This window comes from Pseudomonas sp. GW456-L13 (genome assembly GCF_017350115.1).
GTDB classification, from domain to species: Bacteria; Pseudomonadota; Gammaproteobacteria; order Pseudomonadales; family Pseudomonadaceae; genus Aquipseudomonas; species Aquipseudomonas jessenii.
Genome location: NZ_JACNAS010000002.1, coordinates 1,537,728 through 1,559,470, shown reverse-complemented (window position 1 = coordinate 1,559,470; position 21,743 = coordinate 1,537,728). Strand labels below are relative to the sequence as shown.

Annotated in this window: 17 protein-coding genes; 2 read left to right on the top strand and 15 right to left on the bottom strand. The window is 60.0% G+C overall.

Going from position 1 to position 21,743, the window contains the following annotated elements:
- The first annotated feature begins 39 nt into the window (after positions 1–39).
- Positions 40–459, top strand: coding sequence for a pilin (locus J4D25_RS21155; protein ID WP_057713264.1), 420 nt, complete (start codon positions 40–42; stop codon positions 457–459).
- Between the two features lie 300 nt (positions 460–759).
- Complete coding sequence (locus J4D25_RS21150; protein ID WP_057713265.1) at positions 760–1,116, top strand: BON domain-containing protein; 357 nt, start codon at positions 760–762, stop codon at positions 1,114–1,116.
- A gap of 199 nt (positions 1,117–1,315) precedes the next feature.
- Here J4D25_RS21150 and J4D25_RS21145 read toward each other — a convergent pair whose 3' ends face one another.
- The 15 genes from J4D25_RS21145 to gluQRS all read right to left on the bottom strand — a co-directional run bounded on the left by J4D25_RS21145 (position 1,316) and on the right by gluQRS (position 21,712).
- The gene (locus J4D25_RS21145; protein ID WP_173677975.1) at positions 1,316–1,609 is read right to left on the bottom strand and encodes a DUF2845 domain-containing protein; all 294 of its coding nucleotides are present in this window, start codon (positions 1,607–1,609) and stop codon (positions 1,316–1,318) included.
- Positions 1,609–4,566 (bottom strand): DUF748 domain-containing protein, encoded by a 2,958-nt coding sequence (locus J4D25_RS21140; protein ID WP_057713267.1) that lies wholly within the window; start codon positions 4,564–4,566, stop codon positions 1,609–1,611. The genes J4D25_RS21145 and J4D25_RS21140 overlap by 1 nt, the downstream gene beginning before the upstream one ends.
- 93 nt (positions 4,567–4,659) lie before the next feature.
- Positions 4,660–5,676 carry a class I SAM-dependent rRNA methyltransferase gene (locus tag J4D25_RS21135; protein WP_057713268.1) on the bottom strand — a complete coding sequence of 339 codons (1,017 nt, stop codon included), beginning with the start codon at positions 5,674–5,676 and terminating at the stop codon, positions 4,660–4,662.
- A 193-nt stretch (positions 5,677–5,869) separates the two neighbouring features.
- On the bottom strand, positions 5,870–6,742 hold the full coding sequence (locus J4D25_RS21130) for an oxygenase MpaB family protein (RefSeq protein ID WP_057713269.1): 873 nt from the start codon (positions 6,740–6,742) through the stop codon (positions 5,870–5,872).
- Positions 6,743–6,872: 130 nt separating this feature from the next.
- Complete coding sequence (acs, locus tag J4D25_RS21125) at positions 6,873–8,810, bottom strand: acetate--CoA ligase (protein WP_057713270.1); 1,938 nt, start codon at positions 8,808–8,810, stop codon at positions 6,873–6,875.
- A gap of 231 nt (positions 8,811–9,041) precedes the next feature.
- Entirely contained in the window at positions 9,042–10,706 is a 1,665-nt protein-coding gene (pgi, locus tag J4D25_RS21120) for a glucose-6-phosphate isomerase (protein ID WP_057713271.1), read from the bottom strand.
- Positions 10,707–10,930: 224 nt separating this feature from the next.
- Positions 10,931–11,311: an aspartate 1-decarboxylase gene (panD, locus tag J4D25_RS21115; protein ID WP_003228271.1), complete on the bottom strand. Its 381-nt coding sequence runs from the start codon at positions 11,309–11,311 to the stop codon at positions 10,931–10,933.
- A 234-nt stretch (positions 11,312–11,545) separates the two neighbouring features.
- On the bottom strand, positions 11,546–12,406 hold the full coding sequence (panC, locus tag J4D25_RS21110) for a pantoate--beta-alanine ligase (RefSeq protein ID WP_057713272.1): 861 nt from the start codon (positions 12,404–12,406) through the stop codon (positions 11,546–11,548).
- The gene (gene panB, locus J4D25_RS21105) at positions 12,403–13,203 is read right to left on the bottom strand and encodes a 3-methyl-2-oxobutanoate hydroxymethyltransferase (protein ID WP_057713273.1); all 801 of its coding nucleotides are present in this window, start codon (positions 13,201–13,203) and stop codon (positions 12,403–12,405) included. The genes panC and panB overlap by 4 nt, the downstream gene beginning before the upstream one ends.
- 364 nt (positions 13,204–13,567) lie before the next feature.
- Positions 13,568–14,053: a 2-amino-4-hydroxy-6-hydroxymethyldihydropteridine diphosphokinase gene (gene folK / locus J4D25_RS21100; RefSeq protein WP_057713274.1), complete on the bottom strand. Its 486-nt coding sequence runs from the start codon at positions 14,051–14,053 to the stop codon at positions 13,568–13,570.
- Positions 14,054–14,056: 3 nt separating this feature from the next.
- Positions 14,057–15,457 (bottom strand): polynucleotide adenylyltransferase PcnB, encoded by a 1,401-nt coding sequence (locus J4D25_RS21095; protein WP_056728631.1) that lies wholly within the window; start codon positions 15,455–15,457, stop codon positions 14,057–14,059.
- 710 nt (positions 15,458–16,167) lie between these two features.
- On the bottom strand, positions 16,168–17,601 hold the full coding sequence (locus tag J4D25_RS21090; protein ID WP_057713275.1) for a sigma-54 dependent transcriptional regulator: 1,434 nt from the start codon (positions 17,599–17,601) through the stop codon (positions 16,168–16,170).
- Between the two features lie 22 nt (positions 17,602–17,623).
- Positions 17,624–20,578, bottom strand: coding sequence for a sensor histidine kinase (locus tag J4D25_RS21085; protein ID WP_167362842.1), 2,955 nt, complete (start codon positions 20,576–20,578; stop codon positions 17,624–17,626).
- Positions 20,562–20,738 (bottom strand): hypothetical protein, encoded by a 177-nt coding sequence (locus tag J4D25_RS21080; protein ID WP_003176118.1) that lies wholly within the window; start codon positions 20,736–20,738, stop codon positions 20,562–20,564. The genes J4D25_RS21085 and J4D25_RS21080 overlap by 17 nt, the downstream gene beginning before the upstream one ends.
- Before the next feature lie 77 nt (positions 20,739–20,815).
- Positions 20,816–21,712 carry a tRNA glutamyl-Q(34) synthetase GluQRS gene (gene gluQRS, locus J4D25_RS21075; RefSeq protein WP_057713277.1) on the bottom strand — a complete coding sequence of 299 codons (897 nt, stop codon included), beginning with the start codon at positions 21,710–21,712 and terminating at the stop codon, positions 20,816–20,818.
- Positions 21,713–21,743: the final 31 nt, after the last annotated feature.

The following is a 21,743-nucleotide window of genomic DNA, read 5'->3' as shown; positions in this document are numbered from 1 at the left end:
GCAGGTCATGAGCCTTCGACTCATGCATGGAGCTTGTACATGAACTATCAGAAAGGTTTTACCCTGATCGAGTTGCTCGTCGTGGTAGCGATCATCGGGATCCTGGCAACCCTGGGCCTGCCGATGTATTCCAAGTACCAGGCGCGGGCCAAGGTCACGGCGGCGATGGCCGAGCTGACTGCAATGAAGGTGCCGTTCGAGGATGTGATCAGCCAGGGGGAAACGCCGACAATTGCCAACGTGGCGCCCGCTGGCAAGACATCGACCAACCATTGCGCCCTGTCTGTGACGGCTACAACGCCGGGGGCGGGATCAATCGTTTGTACGTTGCACAATGCCCCGGGGGTGGTCCAGGGCAAAACCGTCACCCTGACACGGGACGAAGCCAAAGGCTGGTCATGCAAGAGCAGCGTTACCGAGGACTACTTGCCTAAAGGGTGTTCCGGTTCTGCGGCATGAATTGCTGAATCAAGTCCCCGCTTTTGCGGGGATTTTCCTGTTTGTCGACCCGTCGTCAAATGTTGCAGATAAAGCTCAGAAATTTCAGCATCTTAGGAACTTTCCATAAACCCGCAACTTGCATGCAGTGTTTGTGCTTCTCGTGCATTTTGCATGATTCCGAAAGTTGGCTGGTTTTGTAACTTATTGATTAATAAGGTTTTAGTTCCTTCTCCAAAGTTGGCACAGCGTTCGCAATATCCTTGGTAACCCTGCCGACAAGACATCCGGCAGACTTTCCGAAAAACAGGAGTTACTCGTATGAAGAAGTTCGCTATCACTGCCGCTGCTGCTACCGCGCTGACCCTGACCATGGCCAACGCCGCGTTTGCTCAAACCACCCAGGCAACCCAGTCGCCAATGGTGCTGGCTGCCGGTGAAATGACCGAAGTGAAAGAAGATACTTCCGATACCTGGATCACCACCAAAGTCAAGGCTGACCTGATGACTGAAAAAGGCATTCCAGGTAGCGACATCAAAGTTGAAACCAACAAAGGCGTGGTATCGCTGTCGTCGACCACCGCCGTGACCGATTCGCAAAAAGAAGCGGCTGTGGCCATCACCAAGAAAATCAAAGGCGTCAAGGCGGTCTCCGCTGACGGCCTCAAAGCCGAGTAAGGCAGGCTTCTCGCCTGGACCGGGAGAAGGCGCGACAGACGGGCAGAGTCATACGTCTGTTGCAACCTGAGTGTTCATGCGAAGGGCCATAAGGATGTGGCCGTCACAGGCCCCGCGCTTTTTTCCGGGGCCTGTTTTATGTGTAGTGCTGAAAATCAATTGTGGGAGCAAGCCCGCTACCACATTGGATAGTGGCTAATTAATTTCCGCGTTTACTGGTGATCTGCTTCAACCGATTACCTTCGAACCGCAAGTATTGATACATCCCGCCATTCGGTCCGTAGGTCCACTCCTCGACCTGAAACTCCTCGCGTCGATCGGCACTGCGCTTGTACCCCAGCAAGTCGCGGCTGACAGGCTCACCGCATTTCTGCACGACCTCACTCGAGCGGTCGCCGACGCTGATCAACTGGCTGCCACAGCGCAGGGTATCGGCCGCCCAGGCCTGACTGACGGAGAGCGCCAGAGCCAGGCCTGCCAGCTGCCGATGCATCACTCGGCATCCAGATGCATCGGCGTCACCACGCGGCCGTCGCTTTGCGCCTCGCCCAGATTGGCATCGATGAAGTACACCCGGTCATCTTCCAACTGGGCCTTGTCGACCAGATAATCTTTGATGCTGCTGGCGCGTTCCTGGCCCAGTTGACGCAACAGTACGTCGCTGGCACTCCAGAACTTGATCACCTCGGCACGCATTTTCGCGGTGCGTTCTTCCTTGCCCAGGTCCTTCCATTCGGCAGGGGGCTGGGTTTTCAGGCGGGTGCGGTAGATACCTTCGAGCAGCGGGCCCTTTTCTCCGTCCGGCACTTCCAGCAACGAAGCCTGGGCCGGGACCTTGTCACCGCGGCGCTGGAGCATTTTGTAGTAGTTGTACTGGTATTCACGCTCCAGGCGTTGTTCGGCGATCAGCGGGCCATCGCTGCTCTGGGCGGCGGTGCCTTCGATTTCCAGGCGCAGGGCCGGGCGTTCCTTGAGCGCCTTGGACAGTTTGTCTAGGGCGCCTTCGGCGTCCTTGCTCAATTCGCTGGAACCGGCTGCGAATGAAACGCTGCCCAGGTCTTCCGAACCACCACCGTTGACCAAGCCGCCAATGAGTTTGAACGGTGCTGCCGCGGCCTTGACGATCAGGTTGCGCAGGGTCTGCCAGATAATCGGCATGACGCTGAACTGAGGGTTGTTCAGGTCGCCAGTGACCGGCAGTTCGATGGAGATCTTGCCGTCGACGTCCTTGAGCAAGGCAATGGCCAGTTTCAGTGGCAGGCTCACGGCATCCGGGCTGTCGACTTTTTCACCCAGTTGCAGTTGTTCGACCACCACTTTGTTTTCAGCTTTGAGCTGACCCTTGGTGATCTGGTAGTGCAGGTCGAGATTGAGCCGGCCCTTGCGGATACGGTAGCCGGCGAACTTGCCGGAGTAGGGCGTCAGCGTGGTCAGTTCCACGCGTTTGAAGCTGGTGGCGATGTCGAGGCTGGCCATCGGGTCGAACGGATTGACCGAGCCCTTGATGGTCACCGGTGCGTAGCGATCGACCTTGCCCTTGACGTCGACACTGGCCGGTTTCGGCCGGCGGCTGTCGATGGTGCCGATCTGCCCGTTGAGTTGCTGGATGGCGGTGGCGAAGTTCGGGGTCAGGCTGAAGTCGGCGAAGTTGGCCGAACCGTCATTGATGAAAATGCCGCCGATGTGGATGCCCAGCGGTTTTTCGTTGCTGGCCGGTTTGTTCGCCGCCGGTTTTGCCCCGGAATCCGCTGGCTGTGGAATCAGCAGGTCATCGATGTTGGTGGTGCGATCATCGTTGATCATGAAACGCGCATAGGGCTGGAACAGGTTGATCTTGTCGATCGACAGGCTGTCCCCATGCTGATAGTTCAGGCCTTCGACCACGACCTGCTGCCACTTGAGGAAGTCGCGGGTTTTCAAGGTGTCCAGGGTATGCAACTGATCGACCTGGGCACGGCCGGTGACGCCGAAGGCCAAGGGCTCGGTGCTTTTCAGGTCGACCGCCAGATCGCTGCCGAGCATGCCGCTGCGCAGTTCCAGGCGAATGAACGGCGTGATGTAGGACTGGGCAACCCGCAGGTCGATGTCCTTGGTCTGTACCTTCAGCCTGGCGCTGACCGGGGCCAGGTTGACCTCGCCGTCGGCCATGATCTTGCCTTGCTTGCCTACACCGGTATCGAGCTTGAGGGTAAAGGGGGAACCGTTGAGGCTGTCGAAATTTTGCAGGTCGAGGTTCAGCGGACTCAGTTCCAGGGCGACGGCGGGTTGTGCCTTGCGGTCAGCCAGATGCACCTTGTAGTCGCGCAGTTGCACATCCTTGAGCAGCACCTGCCAGGGTTTGTCTGGCGCGGCCGGTTCAGGTTTCGGTGAGTCTGCCGCCGCCGGAGTGCCGGTCGGTTCGGCATCTGCCTTGGCTTTGGCGGTGGGTTTTGACGGCTGGCTGGCGAACAGTTTCTGCCAGTCGAGTTGGCCGTCCGATTCCAGCGCGGCCCAGGTTTCCAGTTTGTGGCTGCGGATCTTGCCCACCACCACTTGCTGTTTGGCCAGGTCCACGGTGGTTTCGCTGACGTCCAGGCGCTCGAGCTTTACCAGCGGCCGGCCATCCGGCGCCTTGATCGCGAAGGGGGCGATGCTGACCGCTACATTGCTCAGTAGCAGCTCGGTTTCCTTGGCCAGGTTGAGTTTGTAGTCGGTGCTGATGCTCATGACGCCGTTTTCGAGATCCAGTGGCACGGCATCGCGCACATAGGGCCAAAAGGCTTTCATCTTGCCGTCAGTGATTTTCAGCTTACCTTCGGAGGCGATCGGAATCAGGCTGAAGTTGCCGGTCCAGTCGATCTGTCCGCCATTGGGGCCGATGGCCACCAGGGTCATGTCTGCGCTGTCATCGGGCAGGGTACTGAGGTTCTTCAGTTCGAAATCGAGTGTGTCGTAGAGAAACTCGATGGGCTCGCTGGGCCGGGCATCTTCAAAATGCACGGCACCGCCCGCCAGTTTGATCCGCTCGATGCGCAGTGGAAACGGCTTGGCATCCGGGTCGGCCGGCGTGGGTTCGCTCTCTGGCAGTTTGAACAGCCCGAGCAGATTGAGTTTGCCGTCCTTGCTGAACAGGATTTCGGTCTTGGGCTTGGTCAGTTCGACATCAGACAGGTGCACCGCCTTGGTCCACAGGCTGTCGAATTGCAGATTGGCGTACAGGCGCTCGAAACCGACCTGCTCCTTGCCGGGTTCGCCGATGTTCAAGCCCCAAAGGGTCAGTTCAAGGCTGAACGGATTGAATTCGATCCGCTGGATGGTCGCGGGTGTAGTGGCGTAGTTGGCCAGTTGCTGGTTGGCAACGCGCAACGCGACACCCGGTAAAATCAGAAAACCCAGCAAGCTGTAGAGGGCCAGAGCAGTCAACAAGGCGCCGATGGCGCGAATCAATCCTTTGTACATGTGAGGCTTCATCTGTCTGAATCGGAGTGCGTTGGAGTATGGCACGCGTTTCCGGTTCCGAAGTGATTGGCCTGTTCATGAATTTTCAGATTTCTCCGACGACGGTCAGAGCTGCAGGATCAGGGTTTTCAGCGGTGGCTGTTGATCCATTGACGGAAAATCGGCGCCCGGTTTCATCACGGTCCATTCACGCACCGGCCGCCCGGCCTTCTCTGCACAACGCAAAACCTGTTCACGCCAGTCGTCCATGCTGACTTTCGCCAGGTTGTTGCAGCAGATCAGCACGCCGTTGTCGGCGGTGGTCAGCAAGGCCGGTTTGAGCAGGCTCTGGTAGTCGCGCAACAGGTCGACGGTGCCGAATGCACTCTTGGCCCAGGCTGGAGGGTCCAGCAGCACCAGATCGTACTGGCGCTGTTCCAGGCGCTGATAGCTCGGCAGCTTTTGCCCGCGGCGCTGGCTGATCGGCAGGCCGGCCAGTTGGCGAATGGCCGGGAAGTAGTCGGACTGGATAAATTCCATGGTCGGCAACTGCGGGTTGAGCTGCCCGTTCTCCCGACCGACCGCCAGGTTGCCTTCGGCGAAGTCCAGGTTGCACACCTCGCGTGCGCCACCGGCGGCGGCACTGAGGCCGACACCACAGGTGTAGGCAAACAGGTTCAGCACGCTTTTGTTCTTGCTGTGATCCTTGACCCAGCCGCGGGTGTTGCGCAGGTCGAGGAACAGCAGCGGGTCCTGTCCGGCATGGCGACCGCGCACCCGATAGTTCAGGCCCCATTCGTGGCCGACCAGGTCTTGCAGGGCGGCTTCGTCGGCGCGGTAGACGATGTCATCGCGATCGATGCGCGAGTTGCCACGGGAGCGGTCGTTGTAGACCAGCAGGGTTTCAAAACCCAGGTGTTGATTGATCGCTTCGTGCAGTTGCAGCAGCGTCTCGCGCTCCAGCGCCTGGTGGAAACTTTGCACCAGCAGCTGCGGGCCGTAGCGGTCGATGGTCAGGCCAGCGGCGCCTTCCTGGCTACCGTGGAACAGGCGATAGCAATCGGTGCCTTGCAGGTGCAGTTCGGCGAGCAGGTCCTGGCGTTGATCGAGGGCGGCGCGCAGCGCCTGATTCAAGGAAGACATGCTGGGCGCCTTGCAGGAGAGAATTGGGCGCGGGAGTTTAACACTGTGGCGAGGGGGCTTGCCCCCGTTCCAGTGCGTAGCACTGGCAAAATTTCGGAAACGCTCGAGAGCTTGGGGCCGCTTCGCAGCCCAACGGGGCGGTGCGGCGATCCGACAAGCCCCCTCGCCACAGAAAAAATCGCAGCAATACCTGTTAGGTCAATAACCCCATCCGCCGTTTAGCCCGCTGCACCGAACCGTTACGCACCGCCCAGCGCAACATCGGCGCACTGCGATTGACGCTGGCGCGGATCAGCTTGCGTTGCAGCGGGTTCTGGCTGACGCCGAGCATGTCGCTGGCCCAGTCCGGCAGCAGGTCGATCCCGGCCTGCATCATCAGGCCGCCGAAAGGCTTGGCCAAGCGACTGGGGGAAGGGGCGTTCAGCAACAGGCGCAGGACTTCCCGACTGCGTTCGTCGCACAGCAACTGAGGGCGCATACGCTCAAGATAGTCGGCAATTTCCTGCCGCGAGCGGGGCACATCCCGGGCGCCCAGGCGTTCGGCGACCAGGGCGATTTCCGCGTAATAGCGATCCTGGTCGGCAGGTGAAAGATGCGGGTTGCGATAGCGCAAATGCGCGGCGAGGAAGTTGCTGACTTCCGCCACATGCACCCACGTCAGCAGTTCGGGATCGCTGGCGGCGTAGGCACGTCCGTCCGGCGCTGTACCGGTGATCTGCAAATGGATGGTGCGGACTTTTTCGATCAGCCAGTCGGCATCCTGTCGAGAGCCGAAGGTGGTGCCGGAGATGAACTGCCCGGTGCGGCGCAGGCGGCCGAGCATGTCTTCACGAAAATTCGAATGGTCCCAGACCCCGGCCAATGCCAGCGGGTGCAGGGCCTGCAGCATCAGGGCACTGATGCCACCGATCAGCATGCTGCTGAAATCGCCATGGACTTGCCAGCTCACCGAGTCTGGCCCGAACAGCCCGGGGTCGCCCTTGGGGTTTTCCAGGTCGAGTTTGCCCAAAGACAAACCGGTCAGGCTCATGATCTGGGTTTCGATGCGGGTACGGATGAATTCCATGGCCACTCTGTAATTTTCTGTAGGAGCGAGCCTGCTCGCGATGGACGTTAACGGTAACGCGTTTCTCCTGAATGTACGCGGCGCGCTTGAGTTCATCGCGAGCGAGCTCGCTCCTGCAGAAGACAGAACGTTATTGATTCAGGCGTTTATCGATCAAGCCTTGTACCACGCTTGGATCGGCCAAGGTCGAAGTGTCGCCCAGATTGTCCAGTTCGTTGCAGGCGATCTTGCGCAGAATGCGCCGCATGATCTTGCCTGAGCGGGTTTTCGGCAAGGCCGGCGCCCACTGGATCAAGTCCGGTTTGGCGAAACTGCCGATTTCCTTGCTGACCAGGGCCAGCAATTCTTTCTTCAGTTCATCGTTGGTTTCGACGCCGTTCATGGGTGTGACGAAGACATAGATGCCTTGGCCCTTGATGTCGTGGGGATAACCGACCGCAGCGGCCTCGGCGATGTTCTCGTGCAGCACCAGGGCGCTTTCCACTTCGGCGGTGCCGATACGGTGGCCGGACACGTTGATCACATCGTCGATGCGCCCGGTGATCCAGTAGTCGCCATCTTCATCGCGCCGCGCGCCGTCACCGGTGAAGTAGTAGCCGGGGTAGGGCTTGAAGTAGGTGTCGACCATGCGTTGCGGGTCGCGATAGACACTGCGGATCTGTGCAGGCCAGCTGGACTTTATGGCCAGTACGCCGCTGCCGGCGCCCTTGATTTCCTTGCCTTGCTCGTCGAGCAGCACCGGTTGCACGCCGAACATCGGTTGTGTCGCACAACCGGGCTTGATCCGTTGGGCACTGACCAGCGGGCTGAGCATGATGCCGCCGGTTTCGGTCTGCCACCAGGTGTCGACGATCGGGCAACGCTCTTCGCCGACCTCATGGAAATACCATTCCCAGGCTTCCGGGTTGATCGGTTCGCCAACCGTGCCGAGTAGCCTGACGCTGGCGCGGGATGTTTGCTTCAACGGTTCCGGGCCTTCGCGCATCAATGCGCGCAGGGCCGTCGGGGCGGTGTAGAAAATGTTCACCTTGTGCTTGTCGATCACTTGCCAGAAGCGCGAGGTACTCGGGTAGTTCGGCACGCCTTCGAAAATCAGCGTGGTCGCGCCGTTGGCCAGCGGACCGTAGACGATGTAGCTGTGGCCAGTGACCCAGCCGACGTCGGCGGTGCACCAGAAGACTTCGTCGTCGCGGTAGTCCAGCACGTACTTGAAGGTCATCGCTGCTTGCAGCAGGTAGCCACCGGTGGTGTGCAGCACGCCTTTGGGTTTGCCGGTGCTGCCGGAGGTGTAGAGGATGAACAGCGGGTCTTCGGCGTCCATCGGCTCGGGCGGGCAATCGGCGCTGGCTTCGCGCAGGGCCTGCTGGTACTTGATGTCCCGTCCTTCGACCCAGTTCACCAGCCCCTTGGTGCGCTCGACCACCAGCACGCTGCTCACGTCCGGGCAGCTTTGCAGCGCCTTGTCGACGTTCTGCTTGAGTGACACGACCTTGCCACCGCGCACGCCTTCGTCGGCAGTGATCACGGTGCGGCAGTCGGCGTCGAGAATGCGGTCGCGCAACGAGTCCGGGGAGAAGCCGCCGAACACTACCGAGTGCACTGCACCAATACGGGTACAGGCCAGCATGGCGTAGGCCGCCTCGGGAATCATCGGCATGTAGATGCACACGCGGTCGCCTTTTTTCACGCCACGGTTTTTCAGCACATTGGCCAGGCGGCAGACGTTTTCATGCAGTTTTTTGTAGGTGATCGATGTCGAGTCGGCAGGGTCGTCGCCTTCCCAGATGATGGCGACCTGATCGCCGCGTTTCTCCAGGTGCCGGTCGATACAGTTGTAGCTGACGTTCAATTGCGCACCGGCAAACCAGCTGGCTTCACCGGTTTTCAGGTTGTAGCGCTGGACGGTTTCCCAGGGCGCGCTCCAGTCAAGAAAGCGCGTGGCCTGTTCGGCCCAGAAGGTGCTGGGGTGTTCGACGGATTGGCGGTACAGGCGCTGATAGTCGTCTTGACTCAATTGTGCGGCCCGGCGGACGGCATCGGCTTTGGGGAACGTGCTGATATCGAACATGACGGTTCCTTATGCTTGTTTTGCGACAAGGATAAAGATGCGCCGAGAGGTCCATGGGTTCAAGTCAGATACAAAACAACTGTGGGAGCGAGCTTGCTCGCGATGAGGGCATGGCGGTCAACATGGTTGTCGACTGACAGTCCGTCATCGCGAGCAAGCTCGCTCCCACAGGGAGTTGTTTTTGCCCACAGGATTCGGGTTGATCCAAAGCCCGTGGGTTGTGCTATCAAATCACCCGCGGTGACGACCACGGAAGTAATTGATCAGCCCTTGGGTCGAGGCGTCCTCGGCCGGGGTTTCTTCGCTGCCGACCAGGCGGTTGTAGACGCCTTTGCCCAGCTCCTTGCCCAGCTCCACACCCCACTGGTCGAAGGCATTGATGCCCCAGATCACGCTTTGCACGAAGACTTTGTGTTCGTACATCGCCACCAGAGCGCCGAGGCGACGCGGGCTGATGCGCTCGACCACCAGGGTGTTGCTCGGACGATTGCCCGGGATCACCTTGTGCGGCGCGAGTTTCTGCACTTCGGCGTCACTCATGCCTTTGTCGCGCAGCTCGGTTTCGGCCTCGGCAAGGGTCTTGCCGAGCATCAGCGCCTGGCTCTGGGACAGGCAGTTGGCGTACAGCCACTGGTGGTGGTCGGACACTGGGTTGAAGCTGACGATCGGCACGATGAAGTCGGCCGGGATCAATTGGGTGCCCTGGTGCAGCAACTGGTGGTAGGCATGCTGACCATTGCAGCCGACGCCGCCCCAGATTACCGGCCCGGTGTCTGTGGACACTGGCTTGCCGTCCTGGCGCACGCTCTTGCCGTTGGATTCCATGTCCAGCTGTTGCAGGTGCTTGGTGATGTTACGCAGGTAGTGATCGTACGGCAGGATCGCGTGGCTTTGCGCGCCCCAGAAGTTGCCGTACCACACGCCGAGCAAGGCCAGCAGCACCGGCATGTTCTGTTCGAAGGGCGCGGTCAGGAAGTGCTGGTCCATGGTGTAGGCACCGGACAGCAATTCCTTGAAGTTGGACATGCCGATGGCCAGGGCAATCGGTAGACCAATGGCCGACCACAGCGAGTAGCGCCCGCCGACCCAGTCCCACATCGGGAAGATGTTCTCTTCGCGGATGCCGAACGCTACCGCGGCGGCGTTGTTGCTCGATACCGCGATGAAGTGGCGATACAGCTCGGCTTCCGAACCACCCTGGGCCAGATACCAGGCACGGGCAGCCTGGGCGTTCTTCAGGGTTTCGAGGGTGTTGAAGGATTTCGACGAGACGATGAACAGCGTGGTCTCGGCGCGAAGCTTCATGGTCAGTTCGTGGAACTCGCTGCCGTCGATGTTTGCCAGGTAATGGCAACGCACGCCTTTCTGGGCATAGGACAGCAAGGCTTCGGACACCAGCTCAGGGCCGAGGAAGGAGCCGCCGATGCCGATGTTCACCACGTCAGTGATCGGCTTCTCGGTGTAACCGCGCCACAGACCGTCGTGGATACGGCCGACGAGGTCGGTGATCTGGTTCAGCACCTTGTGCACTTCGGGCATCACGTTGACGCCATTGACCGACAGCTTGTCGCCGACCGGGCGGCGCAGGGCCGTGTGCAGGGCCGGACGACCTTCGGAAGAGTTGACGATTTCGCCATCGAACAGCGACTTGATCGCGCCCTTGAGGTCGACTTCGTTGGCCAGGCCCACCAGCAGATTGCGGGTCTCGGCGTTGATCAGGTTTTTCGAATAGTCGAGAAACAGGCCGCAGCTGCTGAGGGTGAATTGAGTAAAACGCTGCGGATCGGCATTGAAGGCTTCGCGCATGCTGAAATCCTGCATGGCTTGGCGGTGGTCATTCAACGCTTGCCAGGCGGGCAGAGCGGTAACGTCGTGAGGAGTGCGGTAATACGCCATCGCTGCGGGTTTCCTTATTACTTGAACGGCCTTTTGAACACTAAAAATCCCGGAGCGCTGTGGGTGGGCGTTCCGGTCAACTGCGTCGACACGATTTCATGGCGCAGGGCGAATACAGTAAACCCCGCGCAATGATCTGTCTTGACTTTGTCTGACCTGTTTCCGGTACTTTTTTAACATCGAAGTTAGGAACGGCCCGACAAACGGAAGAGACAAGACTCGTATCAGGCAACCTGGACCGGAATGGCATTGCTGGTGTGGCTCAGTTCATTGCCCGGTGCCATGTAGAGCATGCGTGGCTTGAAGTTGAGCAGTTCGGCTTCGCTGTAATGAGCGTAAGCGCAGATGATCACGCGATCACCGACCTTGGCCTTGTGGGCAGCGGCGCCGTTGACCGAGATCATGCGCGAGCCTTCTTCGCCACGGATGGCGTAGGTGGTGAAGCGCTCGCCGTTGTCGACGTTGTAGATCTGGATCTGCTCGTACTCACGAATACCGGACAGGTCCAGCCATTCACCGTCGATGGCGCAGGAGCCTTCGTAATCGAGTACAGCGTGGGTGACTTCGGCGCGATGCAGCTTGGCTTTGAGCATGATGGCGTGCATGAGTATTTCCCAGGTCGGAATCGAACGGCGGGCAGTTTGCCCGAAGGGGTTGTGGGCGGCAATACGAATGAAGCGAAGGGTTTGAAGTGTACTTTTGTGGCGAGGGGGCTTGCCCCCGTTCCAGTGCGTAGCACTGGCAAAATTTCGGAAACGCTCGAAAGTTTGGGGCCGCTTCGCAGTCCAACGGGGGCAAGCCCCCTCGCCACAGACTCACTCCACAGAATTCGAGAGTGTTTAGATTGGCGCGTCGAGGTTCAGGTGCAGGTTGTCGATCAACCGCGTCGTACCGAGGAACGCCGCCACCAGAATCACCAGGTCACGATCCTGCGCCGTCGCCGGGCGCAAGGTCAGGGCATGGCGGATTTCCAGATAGTCAGGACGCAGGCCGGCTGCTTCGAGCTGTTTGATCTGGGTGCCGATCAGCGCCGGGTAGTCGCGTTCGCCCTGCTTGATCGCTTCGCCGATCGCATTCAGCGTGCGATAAACCACCGGTGCCACAGCGCGTTGCTCTTCGCTGAGGAAACCGTTGCGCGACGAAAGCGCCAGGCCATCGGTTGCGCGAACAGTGGGCTCACCGATGATCTGGATCGGCATGTTCAGGTCATGAACCAGCGCGCGAATCACCGCCAGTTGCTGAAAGTCTTTCTCGCCGAAAATCGCCAGGTCCGGCTGGACCATGTTGAACAGCTTGCTGACCACCGTCGCCACGCCTTCGAAATGCCCAGGACGGCTGGCGCCGCACAGACCTTCGGACAATTGCGGGACACTGACGCGGGTCTGGCCGGCCATGCCGTCGGGATACATTTCTTCAACGGTGGGGGCAAACAGCAAATGGCAACCGGCCTGGAGCAGTTTTTCCTGGTCGGCGGCGAGGGTGCGCGGGTACTTGTCGAGGTCTTCGCCAGCACCGAATTGCAGCGGGTTGACGAAAACGCTCGCCACCACGAAGTCCGCCCGTTGGGAGGCTTTGGTCACCAGCGCCACGTGGCCGCTGTGCAGGTTGCCCATGGTTGGCACAAAGGCGATGCGTTTGCCTTCGCCACGGGCTCGGGCCACGGCGGCCCGCAGTTCGCGTACGGTTTTTACGGTGTTCATGCAGAGAATCCGTGTTCGATCCCAGGGAAAGTTGCCGCTTTGACTTCAGTCACGTAGGCATTCAATGCAGCGTCAATGCTGGTCTGGCCAGTCATGAAGTTTTTCACGAATTTCGGCACGCGACCGGTAATGGACAGGCCCAGCATGTCGTGCAGAACCAGCACCTGGCCGTCGGTGCGATTGCCGGCACCAATACCGATCACCGGAATCTTCACCGCCTGGGTGATTTCTTCCGCCAGTTCGCTCGGGACGCACTCGAGCAGCAGCATTGCCGCGCCAGCCTGTTCCAGGGCGATCGCGTCGGCACGCATCTGCCGCGCCTGGTTTTCATTGCGACCCTGGACCTTGTAGCCGCCAAGGATGTTCACCGACTGTGGCGTCAGGCCCATGTGCGCGCAGACAGGGATGCCGCGCTCGGCCAGCAGGCGGATCGAGTCGGCCAGCCACAATGCTCCTTCGACCTTGACCATGTGCGCGCCGGCCTGCATCAACAGGGCGCTGTTGGTCATGGCTTGCTCGGTGGTGGCGTAGGCCATGAAAGGCAGGTCGGCGAGGATCAGGGCATCGCTGTTACCGCGTTTGACGGCGGCCACGTGGTAAGCCATTTCCGAGGTGGTGACAGGCAAGGTGCTGTCGTGGCCCTGCAGAACCATGCCGAGGGAGTCGCCCACCAACAGCACTTCGACGCCGGCCTGATTGCAGGCGTGGGCGAAGGTCGCGTCGTAGCAGGTCAGCATGGTGATTTTTTCACCTTTTTGCTTCAGACCTTGCAGGGTGGTCAGGGTGATGGCTGGCATGAAAAGTTCCTCATTCAGGCGCTGTGGAAACTACTGCGAGTAACGCGCGTGATTCTTCGTTGAATACAGGCGCACGCTCTTTCGTCGTGCTTTTAAGGCCTGGATTGCGCCCTTGAACGCCGTGTAGGCGGCAGCGGGACGCCTATAGTCGTGAGGAGAACGAGGGAAGTCAATTGCGTGTGTTACCGCATTGTTACGGGTGGGGTGTTACCGGGGTAACTGATGCGATTCAGCAGCAGATCTTGTGCGCGACACAAAACCAATGTGGGAGCGGGCTTGCTCGCGAAGGGCGCATCAGATTCAACATTAATGTTGATTGATACACCGCTTTCGCGAGCAAGCCCGCTCCCACAGGGTATTTGTGTCACGTCGGGAGGAGGCGTTCCAGGCCGACGAACGGGCATACCTTGAGCAGTTCGGCCAAGTTCCGGCCATCGGCCAAGTGCAGATCCGCAGGGGCCAGTTCCGCCAGCGGGTACAACACGAAGGCCCGTTCCTGCATGTGGTAATGGGGAACCTTGAGGCGCGGTTCGTCGATCAGGCGATCACCGAACAGCAAGATGTCGAGGTCCAGCGTGCGCGGTCCCCAGCGCTCAAGACGCTCGCGACCCTGGCCGTTTTCGATGGCCTGCAAGGCATCCAGAAGATCCAGCGGCGCCAGTGCGCTGTCGAGAGCGGCGACTGCATTGGTGTAACGCGGTTGGCCGGGCAGAAGCGAGTCACTTTGGTAAAACGCAGAAACCCCGACCAACTCCGATTGCGGCAACTGCGCCAGCGCTTCGACGGCGCTGCGCAATTGTTCGGCGGGGTCAGCCAGATTGCTGCCCATGCCGATGTAGATGCGTTCCATGGATTACTCGCCCGTGGTGCTCGAAGCGCCGGCAGCGCGTTTGCGCTTGGAACCACCGCTGCGGCGACGCTTGCGCGGGGCGCCGGTGCCTTCGTCCTTGCCGCTGAGGTCGCGAATCATGTCGCGACGCTCGCTTTCGTTGGCGTCCTGATAGTCCGTCCACCATTCGCCCAGGCCATCGGTCTGCTCGCCGGCGCTTTCACGTAGCAGCAGGAAGTCGTAGCCGGCGCGGAAGCGCGGATTGTCCAGCAACAGATCGGCACGCTTGCCGCTGCGGCGGGGCAGGCGTTCCTGCATGTCCCAGATTTCGCGGATCGGCATGGTGAAGCGTTTCGGAATCGCAATGCGCTGGCACTGCTCGGCAATGAGTTCGTGCGCCGCTTCCTGCATCGCCGGAATCGGTGGCATGCCACGCTCCTGCAGGCGCAGGACGCGGGCCGGCAGGGCAGGCCAGAGCAGGGCTGCAAACAGGAATGCCGGGGTCACCGGTTTGTTCTGCTTGATCCGCAGGTCGGTATTGATCAGGGCTTCGCTGATCAGGGTGTGGGTGTACGTCGGGTTGTATTCCAGTGCTTCAGCGCTGGCCGGGAACAGTGGATCGAACAACTGCAGGTCGACCAGCATTTCAAACGTGTCGGCGGCATGGCCGGAGAGGAACAGCTTGAGCACCTCTTCGAACAGACGAGCCGACGGGATCTCGCGCAGCATCGGCGCCAGGCCGCGGATCGGCAGGGCGCTGTGTTTTTCGATGCCGAAGTTCAGCTTGGCGGCGAAACGCACGGCCCTCAGCATCCGTACCGGGTCTTCCTGGTAGCGTTGCGTCGGATCGCCGATCAGGCGGATCAGGTGATTGCGGATGTCGTGTACGCCGTTGGCGTAGTCGAGGATGCGTTCGCTGACCGGATCGTAATACAAGGCATTGATGGTGAAGTCGCGACGTTGCGCGTCCTCTTCCAGGGTGCCGTAAACGTTATCGCGCAAGATGCGCCCGCTTTCGTTGCGCGAAGACTGGTTGCTGTCTTCCTCGTCTTCGTTTTGCGGGTGATTGGCGCGGAAGGTCGCGACTTCGATGATTTCGCGGCCGAAGTGGATGTGCACCAGTTTGAACCGGCGCCCGATGATTCGCGCGTTACGGAATTCGGCCCGTACCTGCTCGGGTGTGGCGCTGGTGGCAACGTCGAAATCTTTCGGGGTGATACCCAGCAGCATGTCGCGCACGCAACCGCCAACCAGATAAGCCTGATAACCGGCGTTCTGCAGGCGTTCAACGATATTCACCGCGTAACGGCTGAATTGCGCCTTCTGCAGCGAGTGTTGGCCGCTGTTGAGCACTTCAGGCGTGCTGCGAATGTGTTGCGTAGGACGCTTGGGAGAACGGAATGACTGGAACAGCTTCTTCAGCATGGGATGCACTGTTTGAAGGAATATTCGGCCATAACAGAAGAATGACCGCATGATGGGCGGGGATTCTAGCATTTAGTCGGGGGATGGTGTAGGAGACAGCAGATATGAGATGTAGGAGCGGGTTATGGGGGGGGAATCGCAGAAACCACAAGGGGAGCCGAAGCTCCCCAAGAAGTAGTTGCATGCTCTATTTTTATTTTTGGTTTCGGGCTTCTTGTTTTTGTTGAGTGCCCTCGCCATGAAGCTTTCCTTCATGACCCTCCCAATCGGGAGCCAAGAGCAAACGGATTGCTTTGGTCGCTGAATTGCAGTGATCTTTCGATCCAACCAGTACAGGCTCTGTCTTAAGACAGTTTTTTGTTGTTCTCGGCCTGGTCGTGGGGCAAGCCCCAAATACAACGCCTCTCCAAAAGAATCAGTTAGCTGCGCCTCTCGCCGTCTTGTTTTTATTGTGCGTGAGTCGATTCGTCTTATTTTTATTGTCTTGTGCATTGCTTGTTATTGTTCTTGTACCAAACATATAGCAGGGTGCGTGCCAACTTTTGCGAAACCCAATAAAACAAGGGGTTAGGCCGGTCGGCAGGCATTTCGAGGGCCAAAAAAAGCCGGGGCTTCGTTACCGTAAGCCCCGGCTTCTGTTACGTGAAAAAACTGAGGTAACAGTTTTTTCACCAAAGTCATGTGTTACCCGCACATGAGACAGGTACGGTTCAGCTTTCGCTGGTCACCCCGGTCTTGCGACGTGGGATGCCCAGGCGCTGACGGCGCTCCCACAGGCATTTTCGGCTGACCCCGAGTTTGCGGGCCAGCTCGGTTTCGGTCATGTGGTCCTGATGTTCGAGGACGAAATGCTGGAAGTAGTCTTCCAGGGAGAGATCTTCGGTCGGTTCGTGGTTGCTGTTACTGGCGTTGCCCTGTTGTGGCGCCAGGCCAATGAATTCGTCGTCTTCCAGGTCGCCCAGTTCGATGTCGATACCCAGCAGCTCGGCGGAGATTTCCGGGCTTTCGCACAGGATAACGGCGCGCTCGACAGCGTTTTCCAGTTCACGAACGTTGCCCGGCCAGGAGTAGTGACGAATGGCTTGCTCGGCATCCGCGGCGAATTTCAGGTCGGTGCGGTTGATCCGCGCACTTTGCCGCGCCAGGAACGCATTGGCGATTTCGTTGACGTCCGCACCGCGTTCGCGCAGGGCTGGCAGCTTCAGCGCGATAACGTGGAGGCGGTAATACAAGTCTTCACGGAACTGGCCGATTTTCGCCAGGCTCTTGAGGTCGCGGTGAGTCGCGGCGATCAGGCGCACGTCGACTTTTTGCGACTGCACCGAGCCCACGCGACGAATCTCGCCTTCCTGCAATACGCGCAGCAGGCGAGCCTGGGCTTCCAGTGGCAGTTCGCCGATTTCGTCGAGGAACAAGGTGCCGCCGTCCGCCGCTTCCACCAGGCCGGCGCGCCCGGCGCTGGCGCCGGTGAATGCGCCTTTTTCGTGGCCGAACAGTTCGGACTCGATCAGGCTTTCCGGAATGGCCGCGCAGTTCACCGAAATCATCGGCGCCTTGGCACGTTTGGACAGGTTGTGCAGGGCGCGCGCCACCAGTTCCTTACCGGTACCCGATTCGCCCTGGATCAGAACGTTGGAGTCGGTCGGTGCCACTTTGCGGATCTTGCCGTACAGGTCCTGCATCGGTGGGCACGAGCCGATAATGCCGATCTCACCGTTGCTGTTGTCGGTACCGGATTTCGCCGCACCGTTGGCGGCTTTGCCGGCAACCGCTTCACCGCCGGCTTGTACCGTTTGTCGGTCACGCAGGATTCGTGCGGCCGCTTGCAGCATTTCGTCATGGTCGAATGGCTTGGCAATGTAGTCCACCGCGCCCATTTTCATCGAGTCGACCGCCGAGCGCAGGCTGGCATAGCTGGTCATGATCAGCACCGGCGTGCCCTGGGCGAGCTTGATCAACTCCGTGCCAGGCGCGCCCGGCAGGCGCAGGTCACTGATGATCAGGTCGAACGAGGGAATGGTGAAGCGTTCTTGTGCTTCCTGCACTGATCCGGCTTCGCTGACCTGGTACTGGTTACGTTCCAGCAGACGGCGCAAGGCGGAGCGGATAATGGTTTCGTCTTCGACGATCAAAATGTGCGGCATTGATTCGATACTCTCGACGGTCTCAGTTCACAGCGGACGTCGCTTCGACATGACGCGGCAAGGTAACCCTGATTCGGGTACCGCGTTGGCTTTGAACATCAGCCGGGCTGTCGATGGTGATTTGTCCATAATGCTCTTCAACGATGGAATAGACCAGTGCAAGGCCCAGACCGGTGCCTTCGCCAGGGTCCTTGGTGGTGAAGAAAGGTTCGAACAATCGGTCCATGATGCTCGACGGAATACCGCTGCCTTCGTCCTCCACGATCAGATCGACCGTGTGTTCGCCGGCTTCGCTCTTGACCCGTACCGCACTGCCGGGAGGCGAGGCGTCACGGGCGTTTGAAAGCAGGTTGATCAATACCTGGGCCAACCGTTGCGGGTCGCCTTCGACCCAGTGTTCGGGGTCGCACAGGTTGTAGAACTGCACTTCGAAATTGCGTCGGTTCAGGGCCAGCAGGCCGATGGCATCCTGAGCCACTTCGGCCAGACAGACGGGCTCGTCGTTGTGCTGATGGCTGCCGGCATGGGCAAAGCTCATCAGCGACTGGACGATGCGCGACACGCGTTTGGTCTGCTCGAGGATCTGGCCGCTGATTTCCTTCAGCTCGCCGTCTTCTTCACGTTCTTCGCGCAGGTTTTGCGCCAGGCACGCGATACCGGTGATCGGGTTGCCGATTTCATGGGCCACGCCGGCCGCCAGTCGACCGATGCTGGCCAGGCGCTCGGAGTGCACCAGTTTGTCCTCGAGCATCTGGGTTTCGGTCAAGTCTTCCACCAGCAACACCAGGCCACTGTTGCCCGGCGCGAGGGGTTCGTCGATCGCCGCTTTGTGCAGGTTCAACCAGCGTGTCTGGCCGTCGAGGGCCAGGTGCTGTTTGTGCAAGTGCTCGTCCGGCAGATTGATGAAGCCTTGCAGCAGGTCTTTCCATGGGTCGGCAATGGTACTCAGGCGCGAACCGACCACGCGCTGCGCGGCGATGCCGGTGAGTTCCTCCATGGCCTTGTTCCACATGAGGATCTCCTGATCCTTGGCCAGTGAGCAAACGCCCATCGGCAATTCCTGAAGGGTCTGGCGGTGATAGCGGCGCAAGGCATCGAGCTCGGCGGCCAAGCCGGTCAGGCGTGAGTGGTAATCCTCGAGGCGGCTTTCGATGAAGTGAATGTCTTCGGTGACGTAGTTTTCGCCGCCAGCCTTGTACGGCAGGAACGTCTCGACCATGTCCTGGGCCACGCTCGGGCCCATCAGGCCGGAGAGATTGGCTTCGATGCGGTCACGCAAGCGACGCAGGGCATAGGGGCGGCGCTCGTCGAAAGGCAGATAGAGGTCGCGCAGTGCCTGTTCCACTTCTTTCTGCGCCGCTTTTGCACCCAGTGGCTTGGCCAGTTGCGTGGCGAACTCCTGGGGCGAGGCGGCGTGCAGTTCCCGGCGTTGCGGGCGGCGAACGTTATCCACAGCGCAGGCTTCGGCAGCGCTGGCCTCTTCGGTGCTGGCGTTGGTGAACAGCGAGATCAGCGTGAACATCAGCACGTTGGCCGCCAGCGAGGCAATCGCCGCCATGTGCCAACTGGTGTCGTCCAGCACGTAGATCATGTTCAGCAGTGGAATGTAGAAGCCTTGCAGGTTGCCAACCAGCGGTAACAGCATGGTCACCAGCCACACCAGGATCCCCGCCAGCAAGCCGGCGATGAAGCCGCGACGGTTGGCGGTCGGCCAATACAGGACCGAGAGCACGCCCGGCAGGAACTGCAACGTGGCGACGAAAGCGACAATGCCGAGGTTGGCCAGGTCCTGCTCGGCTCCGAGCATCAGGTAGAAACCGTAGCCGGCCATGATGATTGCGACGATCAGCGCCCGGCGAGTCCACTTCAGCCAGCGGTAGATGTTGCCTTCGGCCGGTGGTTGATACAGCGGCAGGACCAGGTGGTTCAAGGCCATCCCGGACAGTGCCAGCGTGGTGACGATGATCAGGCCACTGGCGGCGGACAGCCCGCCGACATAGGCCAGCAACGCCAAAGCCTTGCTGTTGGCGGCGATACCGATTCCCAGGGTGAAGTATTCCGGGTTGGTGGTGGCGCCCAGTTTCAGGCCGGCCCAGAGAATCAGCGGCACTGCCAGGCTCATCAGCAACAGGAACAGCGGTAGGCCCCAGCTCGCACTCACCAGCGAACGCGGGTTGAGGTTCTCGGTAAAGGTCATGTGATACATGTGCGGCATCACGATCGCCGAGGCGAAGAACACCAGCAGCAGCGTACGCCACGGGCCTTCCTGCAACGGTGTGTGCAGGGCGGCGAGCGCGGTCTGGTTTTGCAGCAGCCACAGTTCAAGCTGTTGCGGGCCGTCGAACACGCCGTAAAGCGCATACAGCCCGACACCGCCGAGGGCGATCAGCTTGATCACCGACTCGAAGGCAATCGCGAACACCAGGCCTTCATGCTTTTCGCGGGTGGCGATGTGACGGGAACCGAAGAAAATCGTGAACAGCGTAATCAGTGCGCAGAAGCTCAGGGCCACGCGATGCTGTACCGGCTCTCGGGTGAGGATGCTGATGGAGTCGGCGACCGCCTGAATTTGCAAGGCCAGCAGCGGCAGTACGCCGACCAGCATGAAAATCGTGGTCAGCGCACCGGCCCAGGTACTGCGGAAGCGGAAGGCAAACAGATCCGCCAGCGACGACAGTTGATAGGTGCGGGTGATCTTCAGGATCGGGTAGAGCAGCACCGGCGCCAGCAGGAATGCCCCGGAAACGCCCAGGTAGCTGGACAGAAAACCGTAGCCGTATTGATAGGCCAGGCCCACGGTGCCGTAAAACGCCCAGGCACTGGCGTAGACGCCCAGTGACAGGGTGTAGGTCAGCGGGTGGCGAATGATCGCCCGGGGAATCATGCCCCGTTCGCTGATCCAGGCCACACCGAACAGCACCGCCAGGTATGCGGCGCTGATCAGGATCATCTGGGTCAGACTAAAGCTCATCGGCATCTTTTTGGCTCTGCAGGATGAAGGTCACGACGATCAGAATCAGCCAGAGCAGATAAGGGCGATACCAGGCGCCAGTGGCGTCGATCCACCAATCCATGATGGCCGGGGAAAACAGGTAAATCCCCACTACCAAAAGCAGGACCAAGCGATAGATGTACATCCCGGCCTCTCTTTTTTATGCGCGTGCCCGAAAACGTGCGGCGATGGTAACGGATGGGTGCGCCACTGCAAGTGCGATCACAATAGCTGTGCCTCGGGCAGGCTCAGTGTGCGCGGGATCAGCGAGGCATCCCAGTGGGCAATGCCCCAATTGAGCACTTCCCGTGGCGTGGCGTACGTCAGTTCGGTTCCCGGGTTCTGTCCCAGCGCCCGTAGCGCCCGCAGCAGCAGTGGCGTTGCCTGATCCTCGGTCAACGGCGGCGAACGGTAGGATTTACCGAGTTTGTTGCCGTCAGGCTGGGTAATCAGCGGGATATGCAGATAACGCGGTTGAGGCAGGCCGAGCAGTTCTTGCAGGTAGAGCTGGCGGGGCGTGGAGTCCAGCAAGTCGGCACCGCGAACGATATCGGTGATGCCTTGCCAGGCGTCGTCCAGGACCACCGCCAATTGATAAGCGTAGAGCCCGTCGCGGCGGCGGATCACGAAATCGCCGACTTCCCGCCCCAGATGCTGTCGGTATTGGCCCTGCACCCGGTCAATGAAATGGTATTCCAGTTCCGGTACGCGCAGGCGGATGGCCGCATCGTCAGTGCCATGGCCGGCATTGCGGCACAAGCCCGGATAAATCCCGTGATACGGCTCCAGCTGTTTGCGCGAGCAGGTGCAGGCGTAGGCCAGGCCTTGATTGAACAGGCGATCGATCACCTCGGCGTAGGCATCGTGCCGCTCGCTTTGGCGAACCAGGCCGCCATCCCACTCAAAGCCATAGCTTTCCAGTGCCTTGAGAATGGCCGCCTGGGCGCCGGGTACTTCACGGGGGGGATCGAGGTCTTCCATGCGCATCAGCCAGCGTCCACCCACCGAGCGCGCGTCCAGGTAGGAGGCCAGCGCGGCGACCAGTGAACCAAAATGCAGGTGGCCGCTGGGCGTCGGGGCGAAACGCCCGATGTAGGTGGGGGAGGTGGTGGCGGTCATCAGGGCAAGGCTACTTATTCCAGGCTGTCGT